Origin of the sequence: Arthrobacter sp. (assembly GCF_031988865.1) — a bacterium.
Classification (GTDB): domain Bacteria; phylum Actinomycetota; class Actinomycetes; order Actinomycetales; family Micrococcaceae; genus Arthrobacter_B.
Genome location: NZ_DALZXY010000023.1, coordinates 1 through 9,423, shown reverse-complemented (window position 1 = coordinate 9,423; position 9,423 = coordinate 1). Strand labels below are relative to the sequence as shown.

At 65.3% G+C, this 9,423-nt stretch carries 11 protein-coding genes; 2 read left to right on the top strand and 9 right to left on the bottom strand.

Translation table 11 applies throughout. The features are described from left to right. The 3 genes from RTN46_RS06365 to hisI all read right to left on the bottom strand — a co-directional run. Positions 1–299, bottom strand: a 299-nt coding sequence (locus RTN46_RS06365; protein WP_312179919.1) for a Trp biosynthesis-associated membrane protein, incomplete at its 3' end; no start/stop codon positions are given. Continuing rightward, positions 296–1,885, bottom strand: coding sequence for an anthranilate synthase component I (locus RTN46_RS06360; RefSeq protein WP_312179918.1), 1,590 nt, complete (start codon positions 1,883–1,885; stop codon positions 296–298). The genes RTN46_RS06365 and RTN46_RS06360, both read right to left, overlap by 4 nt. A 54-nt stretch (positions 1,886–1,939) precedes the next feature. Then, positions 1,940–2,323, bottom strand: a complete 384-nt coding sequence (gene hisI / locus RTN46_RS06355) for a phosphoribosyl-AMP cyclohydrolase (protein ID WP_312179916.1) — start codon at positions 2,321–2,323, stop codon at positions 1,940–1,942. Positions 2,324–2,414: 91 nt separating this feature from the next. On the opposite strand from hisI, the gene RTN46_RS06350 reads away from it, so the two are divergent. Further along, complete coding sequence (locus tag RTN46_RS06350) at positions 2,415–3,059, top strand: TIGR03085 family metal-binding protein (protein ID WP_312179915.1); 645 nt, start codon at positions 2,415–2,417, stop codon at positions 3,057–3,059. A 631-nt stretch (positions 3,060–3,690) separates the two neighbouring features. On the opposite strand, the gene RTN46_RS06345 is transcribed toward RTN46_RS06350, so the two are convergent. Continuing rightward, on the bottom strand, positions 3,691–4,731 hold the full coding sequence (locus tag RTN46_RS06345) for an NAD(P)-dependent alcohol dehydrogenase (RefSeq protein ID WP_312179913.1): 1,041 nt from the start codon (positions 4,729–4,731) through the stop codon (positions 3,691–3,693). A 205-nt stretch (positions 4,732–4,936) separates the two neighbouring features. Here RTN46_RS06345 and RTN46_RS06340 point away from each other — a divergent pair, with 205 nt between their 5' ends. Beyond that, a complete protein-coding gene (locus RTN46_RS06340; RefSeq protein ID WP_312179911.1) occupies positions 4,937–5,431 on the top strand; it encodes a hypothetical protein in 495 nt (164 codons plus the stop codon). Positions 5,432–5,514: 83 nt separating this feature from the next. On the opposite strand, the gene RTN46_RS06335 is transcribed toward RTN46_RS06340, so the two are convergent. The 5 genes from RTN46_RS06335 to RTN46_RS06315 all read right to left on the bottom strand — a co-directional run. Beyond that, on the bottom strand, positions 5,515–6,312 hold the full coding sequence (locus RTN46_RS06335) for an MmcQ/YjbR family DNA-binding protein (RefSeq protein ID WP_312179909.1): 798 nt from the start codon (positions 6,310–6,312) through the stop codon (positions 5,515–5,517). A gap of 149 nt (positions 6,313–6,461) precedes the next feature. Continuing rightward, positions 6,462–7,232 carry an imidazole glycerol phosphate synthase subunit HisF gene (gene hisF, locus RTN46_RS06330; RefSeq protein WP_312179907.1) on the bottom strand — a complete coding sequence of 257 codons (771 nt, stop codon included), beginning with the start codon at positions 7,230–7,232 and terminating at the stop codon, positions 6,462–6,464. Between the two features lie 12 nt (positions 7,233–7,244). After that, the gene (gene hisG, locus RTN46_RS06325) at positions 7,245–8,087 is read right to left on the bottom strand and encodes an ATP phosphoribosyltransferase (RefSeq protein WP_312179905.1); all 843 of its coding nucleotides are present in this window, start codon (positions 8,085–8,087) and stop codon (positions 7,245–7,247) included. Between the two features lie 89 nt (positions 8,088–8,176). Next, positions 8,177–8,440 (bottom strand): phosphoribosyl-ATP diphosphatase, encoded by a 264-nt coding sequence (locus RTN46_RS06320; protein WP_066298286.1) that lies wholly within the window; start codon positions 8,438–8,440, stop codon positions 8,177–8,179. A 77-nt stretch (positions 8,441–8,517) separates the two neighbouring features. Further along, positions 8,518–9,423, bottom strand: a 906-nt coding sequence (locus RTN46_RS06315) for a hypothetical protein (protein ID WP_312179902.1), incomplete at its 5' end; no start/stop codon positions are given.

The window sequence follows — 9,423 nt, the reverse complement described above, 5'->3', positions numbered from 1 at the left end:
GTGACACCGATTCCGGCGACCAACAGGACACCGGCGATGATCCAGCGGGCTACCTTCCCGGCGATTGAGGCCGCCAGCGCGGCGGCCATCGCGACGACGGCGAACGCGGTTACCGCGGTGGCTGCTTCGCTGCCGGCGACGGCAATGTCGGGGGTGTTCACGCCGGCCTGCGGCAGCACGACGTCGAGCCAGGTGCGGGTTGTGGCGCCGAAAGCCGCGGCTGCCAGCAGCACCGTCCCGAACACAACCGTGGACTTGCGCTGCCAGCGCGGTGCAGCCTGGACAGTTCTTGCACTCACTTCTGGGTTTCCTGCCTGTTGAAGATCTGTTCGGCCACCGTGGGGGTAACCGGGGCCAGTCCGTTCGCTATCAGGGCTGCCCGCAGCGGAGCTGCCGCCTTGTTGACCGTTTCCTCGGCTTCGGTTTCCAGATCCGAATCGGCCACGATCCCTCCGCCGGCCTGCACATAGGCTTTCCCATCGCGCAGCAGTGCTGAACGGATCGCGATGGCCATGTCCATGTCCCCGGCGAAATCGAGGTACCCGACCACGCCACCGTAGATGCCGCGGCGGTGCGGTTCCAGTTCATCGAGCAGGCTCAGCGCCCGCGGTTTGGGGGCGCCCGAAAGTGTGCCGGCCGGGAAAGTGGCGGAAAGGACGTCATAGGCGGAGCTCTGCACGGAGAGCTCGCCCACCACGGTGGAGACCAGGTGCATGATGTGGCTGAAGCGTTCGACCTCCATGAACTGCGTGACGTCCACACTGCCGGGGCGGCAGACCTTGGACAGGTCGTTGCGGGCCAGGTCCACGAGCATCAGGTGCTCGGCGCGTTCCTTTTCATCCACCAGGAGGTCCTCGGCCAGTGAGCGGTCGAGTTCCTGGGTCTTGCCGCGGGGCCGGGAACCGGCGATCGGGTGGGTGATCACTTCGGTGCCGGTCACCTTGACCAGCGCTTCCGGCGAGGAGCCAACGACGGCGAAGGGATTGCCGCGGGCGTCTTCGAAGTTAAAAAGGTACATGTACGGGCTGGGGTTGGTGTTCCGCAGCACCCGGTACACGTCCAGGGCATCGGCCCGGCACTCCATCTCGAAGCGGCGGGAAATGACGACCTGGAAGACTTCGCCGTCAACGATGGCTTCCTTGCCCCGCTCCACCGCACGGAGATAGTCCGGCTTGGGCCAGCTTTCCTTGACGCCCGCCGTGAGAGAGGCAACGTCCGCCGTTCCGCCGTCGAGCACGGTGACGGCCTGCGCTGGAGTGTGCGCGGCGAGCCGGTCCAGCATGCTGTGCAGCCGGGCTACGGCGTCCTGCCAGGCGTCGTCGACCCGGTCATCGGAACCGTCGAAGTTGATAGCGTTGGCGACCAGCAGCACGGTGCCGTCGGAGTTGTCATGGATGGCCATGTCGGAGACCAGGTTCATGGCGATTTCGGGCAGGTCCAGGTCATCGACCGGCGGCGAGGGCAGCTTTTCCCAGTGCCGCACTGCCTCCCAGCCGACGAACCCAACCAGTCCTGAGGTGAAGGGCGGCAGCCCCTCGAACCGGTCCGTGGCCAGCAGTTCGAGGGTGGCAGCCATCGCCTCCACCGGATTCCCCTCCACGGGAACTCCCGCGGGGGGCTCGCCCAGCCAGCAGGCCTGGCCGTCGCGGGTGGTCAGCGTGGCGCGGGAACGGGCGCCAATGAAGGAGTAGCGGGACCAGACGCCGCCGGAAGCTGCCGACTCCATCAGGAAGGTGCCGGGCTCCCCAGCGGCGAGCTTGCGGTAGATGCCGATCGGCGTGTGCGCGTCGGCGAGGACCTTCAGCCGGACGGGAACGACGCGGCGGTCCGCGGCCAGGGCCCGGAATTCCTCCAGTGTGGGACTGATAACGCCTAGATCCTGCATGTGTTGGGGCTTTCGGGTTAGAAGGGTCGAAAACTGTCGAAAACTTAGGCGGCCTTAAGCGGAAACAGGGAGGCCGCGGCCCTCGAAGCAGGTCCGGGTCCCGGTGTGGCAGGCCGCTCCCACCTGGTCGACGCGGACCAAGAGGGCATCGCCGTCGCAGTCGAGTGCCACCGATTTCACGTGCTGTACGTGGCCTGAGGTATCGCCCTTGCGCCAGTATTCCTGCCGGGACCGGGACCAAAAGGTGACCCGGCCGGTGGTGAGCGTGCGGTGCAGGGCTTCGTCGTCCATCCAGCCGAGCATCAGCACCTCCCCGGTGTCATGCTGCTGGATGATCGCGGCAACTAATCCGGCGTCGTCCCGCTTGAGGGTCGCTGCAATGCCGGAGTCCAGTGCGGAGGCCGGGTGGGGTGTCTGGGGGGTACGCTCTGTTGCCATCGCTACCGATTCTAGTGGGTTTGCGGCCGGCCGGGCGGATTGGCCGCGTCCGGCGGGCAAAGCAGGGGGTTCCGTGCTAGTTTCAGCAGTGATGCAATTCGTTGAACCTTCCCGTGAAGTCCTGGCCGAAACACTGCTGGCGGCCGGTCCCCACGCGCCTACGCTCTGCGAAGGGTGGGAGACCAGGCACCTCGCCGCGCACCTTTATCTGCGCGAGCACCGGCCCGCCGCCGCGCTGGGTTTCTTTATGAAGCCGTTCGCCGGCAAGACCGCCAAGGCCATGGACACGCTGACGGAAAAAGCGGCCACCACCGAGGGTTACGCCAAACTGGTGAAGGCCTTCCGGTCGGGACCGCCGCTGCTCTCCCCCATGCATCTCAAGTCGGTGGATAACAGTGCGAACCTCACCGAATATTTCGTCCACACCGAAGACATCCGCCGTGCCGGTGACCGGTGGGCGCCCCGCGCACTGGATTCCGAGTACTCCGACGCCCTGTGGTCGGACCTGCTGAAGCGGGCCGCCATCCTGTACCGCGGCGTCGACGTCGGCATCATCCTGGTCCGTCCCGACGGTCCGCGCCACGTGGCCAAGCGCGCTGCGGTGTCCGTGGCGATCGTCGGCGAGCCGGGCGAACTCCTCCTGCACGCCCACGGCCGGGCCCAGCAGGCGCTGGTGATGTTCGAAGGCCAGCCCGACGCCGTCGCTCTGCTTGAGAGTGCCGACATCGGGCTGTAGGTCTTCCCGTAGCCTCAGCCTAAAGACAGGTAGTGGCCGAGTACTGACAAACGAGCCCACCCCGGCTTAGTGTTCAGGTCACCGAAGCAGTGCCGCTTCGGCACAGTCTCGTAATCGGGGGAATTCTGATGCAGACCACTATGCTTCGTCGTGCCCGGTGAAAACCAGCACCGCCTACTCCATAACGTGAGCCATGCTGATGAATTGGAGGCTTACAGTGCGTCAGTGCGACGTGAGCGCCGGGGTGCTCGCTTTCGCGGCTCTTGGCATCGCGTTAGCGCCTGGTGCACTTCCCTTCGGAGGCAGGGGCCCAATATTCCTGGGCGCTCTATCGGTGCTGGGTCTGATCAGGAATGGGCGCAAAGCCACGCGGAGCAAAGAGATAATCAGGGTTGTCCGAACAACCAAGGGGCAGGTGACTCTGAGCACCGCGCTACTCATCGCCGGGGCGGTCATTTGCACTGTTACGATGGTCGCCATCTCCAATTTCTGGGGCCCGTTCGGTCTCTTCCTTTTCCTGACCGGGCTAGTGATCCAGTTGTTGGTCAGGCAGGAATCTCCCAACAGATCCACCCGCCAGAACGAAACCTAGCGCTGGAAAGAGCCCGGGCTAGGGCCCGTTCCCTCGCGGCTAGATCGTGGCCGTATCGATCACGAAGCGGTAGCGGACGTCCGACTTCAGGACCCGCTCGTAAGCGGTGTTGATCTCGCTGGCGGCGATCAGCTCCACCTCCGGCGCGATGCCGTGCTCCGCGCAGAAGTCCAGCATTTCCTGGGTCTCGGCAATGCTGCCGATGCCCGACGCCGCGAACGAGCGGCGGTTGCCCATCAGGCCGAAGACCGAAACAGGCAGCGGCTCGGGCGGTGCGCCCACGTTGACCATGGTGCCGTCGAGACGGAGCAGGTTCAGGTAGGACTGCAGCTCCACCGGAGCGCTGACCGTGTTGATGATCAGGTCGAAGCTGTTGGCCAGCTTCTCGAAGGTGCCGGCGTCGCTCGTGGCGTAGTAGTGCTCGGCCCCGAAGCGCAGGCCGTCCTCCTGCTTGTTCAGCGTCTGGGACAGAACGGTCACTTCGGCACCCATGGCTGCGGCAATCTTGACGGCCATGTGGCCGAGTCCGCCCATTCCGACGACGGCGACCTTCTTGCCCGGTCCCGCGTTCCAGTGGGCGAGCGGCGAGTAGGTGGTGATACCCGCGCAGAGCAGCGGAGCAGCGGCTTCGTAGGGGATGTTCTCCGGGACCTGGAGGACGAAGTCATCGTTGACCACCACGGATGTGGAGTAGCCACCCTGGGTGATGCTGCCGTCAACGTCCTTGCTGGCGTAGGTGCCGGTGTTGCCCTTGAGGCAGTAGTTCTCCATGCCAGCCAGGCAGTTCTCGCACTCGCGGCAGGAGTTGACCATGCAGCCAACGCCCACCCTGTCGCCCACCTTGTGTGCGGTGACCTCGGCGCCAGCCTCGGCGACGATGCCCACGATTTCGTGGCCCACGACCTGCGGGTAGGCGATGGGGCCCCATTCGCCACGCACGGTGTGGATGTCGGAGTGGCAGACGCCGGCGTAGGCGATGTCGATGAGGACGTCGTGCGGGCCGACGTCGCGGCGTTCAATGGTGGTGGGGACCAGCGGGTCCGTGGCGGAGGTGGCAGCGTAAGCGCGTGCGGTGGTCATGAAGTATCTCCAAGCATGTTGGGGTCAGCAGTTCCCCGCGTACAGCGGACCGTGAGCGGGGGTTGTGGGGATGTGCTTCCTCCTCCACGCTACCGGGTGCCGGAAAGTAGGCGCGGCCCACAGTCGGATATCATCGGAGGGCGAAATGCCCCGTAATAGGCTGCCCGCCTCAAACGGCCACATTCAGTGCAAGGAATCCGATCCCGTGAACAGGAAAACCCTCAAGGACGATGGCTTTGCCGGCTTCCGTCCCCTCGGAGACCTTGAGATCAACCGGATCCCGCAGCGTCAGGGGCTCTTCGCCATAGTGCGTCCGGAGGGGTTTGCTCCGCGGCCCCTAGCCAAGAGCACGGCCGGGGTGTTCAAGAAGAAGAATCCGTCGTTGTCCCGGGCTCTGCTTATGGCCGAGTGGGTCGCGGACGCGGACATCCTGTTCATCGGCAAGGCCGGTCCCGGCAGCAAGGGCAACCGCGGGCTCCGACGTCAGATCCAGGAATTTGTGGACTTCGGCCGGGGAAAGCCGCCAGGCCACTGGGACGGCCGCTTAATCTGGCAGCTGGCGGACGCGGAGGATCTGCTTGTGGCTTGGAAGGAGCTGCCGGTGGAGGGCCTCAACGCGGCCCAAGCCGGCTACCAGGAGCAGTTCCAGCAGCGCTACGGCCGCCTGCCCTTTGCGAACCTGGTCCCCGCCAAGGCTTAGCGCTCGACGACGTCGATCGCCCGTCCATCGTTGATCGCCTGTATATCTAAGGACCAGGACTCAGCATATCTAAGGACCAGGGCTCAGCGCGTCGGGCCGGTCTTTTTTGGTAGCGTTTCGCAGACGAGCTGGTAGGAGCTTTCCACTAGGTCCGCCACCAGCTCGTCGGTGATCCCTGCGCCCGCTCCGATGCTCACCCAATGGTCTTTGTGCAGATACCGCCCAGGGGTGATCGGCCCATACTCCCGCCGCAGGAACCGGCCCCGGTCAGGTTCGGCCTTCACCGTGATGATCAGCTCCGCCGGATCGTCGGTGACTATGAGGAAGACTTTGCCGGACACTTTGTACACGTCCAGTGCTTCCGTGAAGGGACGCCCGTTTGAGACGAGCGGCAGCGCGTCCGCCTTCCTGCGCGCGGTCCCCTGCAGCTTCCTGCCGTCCAGGCTCATGCGGAATCCTGCCGCGGTTTTCCGAAGGTGTTGGGGTCGACCGGCCGCTCGGCGCGCGGGAGTCCGGCAACAACCAGACGGTACGACTCGGTGACCAGCTCCCGGACCAGATCCGGGTCCAGGGTGCCCCCGCCCCCCGTTCCGGATCCTGTCCTCGCCGTCGGCCTCTGCAGGCTCGAGCATGATCCAGTGCTTTTTGTTCATGTGATACCCCGGCTTGATGTCGCGGTGTGCCTGGCGCAACGCCTGGGATTCCTCCGGCTCGGTCTTGAGCACCACCACGGGTTCGCCGGGGACCTCGGTCAGCAGCATAAAGACCTTGCCCCGAACCTTGAAGACCTCATACTCGGGCCCGAAGGGATGGCCCATGGTCGACCCGGGCAATTCCTCAGCCGCCTCACGGGCAGCGTCCTGCAGCTCCTGCCCCTCCACGGTGCACCTCCACTTCCTTGTTCGTTCAAGCCTCTGCGGGCGCGGTCCTCGCGGTCAAATCATCCGGCCCAGTGCCGTTCCGTGAAACGGAAGAAGGTGCGCTTCCCAGCCGTGGGAAGTGCACCTTCTGCCATTTCGGCGGGGAGAGGCTACCGAACCGGGTAGCCCGCGTCCGCAATGGCTTTTTTGACGTCAGCGATGGCGTTGTCTGGCCCGAAGTGGAAGATGGACGCGGCCAGCACGGCATCTGCACCGGCGGCAATGGCCGGCGGAAAATGCTCCGGCACGCCGGCGCCCCCGGAGGCGATCAGCGGCACGTTCACCGCAGCACGGACAGCGCGGATCATTTCCAGGTCGAACCCGTCGCGGGTGCCGTCAGCGTCAATCGAGTTCAGCAGGATCTCCCCCACACCCCGGTCAGCGGCTTCCTTCGCCCAGGCAACGGCGTCGATCCCGGTGCCCTTGCGTCCGCCGTGGGTGGTGATTTCGAAGCCCGACGGCGTGGACCCGTCGTGAATGCGCCGGGCATCCACGGAGAGCACCAGCACCTGTGAACCGAAATGCCGGGTGATTTCGTCAATGATGTCCGGGCGCGCGACAGCGGCCGAGTTGATCGAGGCCTTGTCTGCGCCGGAGCGCAGCAGCCGGTCGACGTCGTCAATGGTGCGGACGCCGCCGCCCACGGTCAGCGGAATGAAGACTTCCTCGGCGGTGCGGGAGACGACGTCGAACACTGTTTCGCGGGCACCGGAGGACGCCGTGACATCGAGGAACGTCAGTTCATCGGCGCCGGCGCGGTCGTAGCGGTGGGCCAGCTCCACCGGATCACCGGCGTCGCGCAGGCCCTCGAAGTTGATGCCCTTGACCACGCGGCCGGCGTCGACGTCCAGGCAGGGAATGACGCGGATGGCAACACTCATGGTGACTCTCCCCTAGATCCGGCAGGCGTGGATGGTGCTGACCAGGATGGCGCGGGCGCCGAGGTCGTACAGCTCATCCATGATGCGGTTCGTGTCGGACTTCTTGATCATGGAGCGCACGGCCACCCAGTCCGTGTCCCGCAGCGGGGAGACGGTCGGGGATTCCAGGCCGGGAGTCAGCGCGGCTGCTGCTTCGACGAGTTCCTTGCGGATGTCGTAGTCCATCATCACGTACTGGCGGGCCACCAGGACGCCCTTAAGCCGGCGTTTGAGGACCTCGAGTCCCGCCGGGTTGGCGCCCTTGCGGCCGATCATCACGGCCTCGGACTTCAGGATCGGCTCACCGAAGATCTCCATGCCGGCGGCGCGCAGGGTGGTTCCGGTTTCCACGACGTCGGCAATCGCGTCAGCGACGCCGAGACGCACCGAGGATTCGACGGCGCCGTCAAGGCGGACCACGGAGGCGTCCACACCGTGTTCGGCGAGGTAGTCGCGGAGCAGGCCGTCGTAGCTCGTGGCGACGCGCTTGCCGTTGAGCTCAGCCAGGGAGGAGAACTCCCCTACCGGTCCGGCGAAGCGGAAGGTTGAAGCGCCGAAGCCGAGGCTCATCAGCTCTTCGGCGTCCACCTGGGCGTCCAGGAACAGGTCGCGGCCGGTGAGTCCGACGTCGAGCGTTCCGGAGCCGACATAAACCGCAATGTCGCGGGGGCGAAGGAAGAAGAATTCGATGTCATTGTCGGGATCGACCATCACCAGTTCGCGGCTGTCGCGGCGCTGGCGGTATCCGGCCTCGGAGAGCATCGCGGAGGCGGATTCGGAAAGGGCACCCTTGTTGGGTACGGCTACACGGAGCATTTACTTGTTTCTTTCGCTGGAAGTCAGAGGGGAACTGGGCCTGCCGGCGGGCCACACGCTGCCTGAGGCGAACTCAGGGCAGCACGTGGCTAGAGATGCTTGTAAATGTCCTGCAGGGTGAGGCCTTTGGCCAGCATAAGCACCTGCAGGTGGTAGAGCAGCTGGGAGATTTCCTCAGCGGCGGCTTCATCAGACTCGTACTCGGCGGCCATCCAGACTTCGGCGGCTTCTTCGACAACCTTCTTGCCGATGCCGTGCACGCCGGATTCCAGTTCGGCGACGGTACGTGACCCGGCAGGCCGGGTCGCCGCCTTCTCACTGAGTTCGGCAAATAGCTCTTCGAAGGTTTTCACAGACCAAGGGTACGCTCCGGGGCGGGCTGGCGCGGAATTGGGGTGCGGGTGTGACACATGACCGGATCCGCGCCGGCTTAGTCTTCTAATGCCGTGACGACGGCGGCGGTAACCTCCTCCGGTACGGTTCTGGCAGTACCGTCGAAGCCCACAAGCCGGCGGCAGGCGTCGAGCTCGAGTGTCAGCGGCGTGCCGGCGTCCTGCCCCTGGACCACCGGCCACAGCACTACAAACCCGGTCGCCGTCTCGCCGCATTCCGCAGCAGGCAGCTCAGCGGCGGCCGTCTGCAAGATGGCGTCCTTTGCCTGGCCCGTCAGGAAACCGCCTCCGGAAAACGTACCCCCAGCGCTCTCGATGACCTCAAAGGATGAGTCCGGCTGCGGGCCGCCGGGAAGTTCGTCCGATGTGTCCGGTGTTGGCTGCGAGCTCGGCGCAGGTGCCGTCCGGTAGTGGCAGATCCTCAAAGTATCGATGTCGTCAGAGCGGGGCAGGAACCCCGGTGAGGCAGGCACAGTCTCACCAACGCCACTCTTAGCTGCATCCTCGACGTCCGGCAGTATCGGTGCATCCTTTACTGCCGGCCACGCGCTAAAACTCCACTCCTCGGGGCAGCCGGCGTCAAGAGCGGCCCTGGACTGAATCAACGCGGTCTTGTGCTGGCTCGTTTCGACCACGTCCATCTCTGCCAGGACGCCGTGTACTCCTGGCTTGGTTTTGCCGCAGGAGTCCGTGGGCCAGGCTGCCCGCATCGCCTTTCCATCTGCTGCCAGCAGCCAGAGGTCGGGGACCAGTTCCATGTCGGCGGTGCAGACCTGGTTCGGCCCGGCTCCGTCGCTGGGTTCCGCCAGGGCAGCCACTAATGCGTCCAGGTCTCCGACGAGTCGCTCCTGCGTGACCGTCGACCACCGTCCGTCCTGGTCTTCGACGGTTTCCAGCGCGGCACCGCAGCGGATAACTTCTACCGGGGCAAAATCCGTCGGCAC

What these genes read in the sequence shown, in the direction of transcription:
- RTN46_RS06360 (WP_312179918.1), bottom strand. Translation starts at nt 1,885, where the DNA reads ATGCAGGATCTAGGCGTTATCAGTCCCACACTGGAGGAATTCCGGGCC.
- hisI (WP_312179916.1), bottom strand. Translation starts at nt 2,323, where the DNA reads ATGGCAACAGAGCGTACCCCCCAGACACCCCACCCGGCCTCCGCACTG.
- hisF (WP_312179907.1), bottom strand. Translation starts at nt 7,232, where the DNA reads ATGAGTGTTGCCATCCGCGTCATTCCCTGCCTGGACGTCGACGCCGGC.
- RTN46_RS06345 (WP_312179913.1), bottom strand. Translation starts at nt 4,731, where the DNA reads ATGACCACCGCACGCGCTTACGCTGCCACCTCCGCCACGGACCCGCTG.
- hisG (WP_312179905.1), bottom strand. Translation starts at nt 8,087, where the DNA reads ATGCTCCGTGTAGCCGTACCCAACAAGGGTGCCCTTTCCGAATCCGCC.
- RTN46_RS06350 (WP_312179915.1), top strand. Translation starts at nt 2,415, where the DNA reads ATGCAATTCGTTGAACCTTCCCGTGAAGTCCTGGCCGAAACACTGCTG.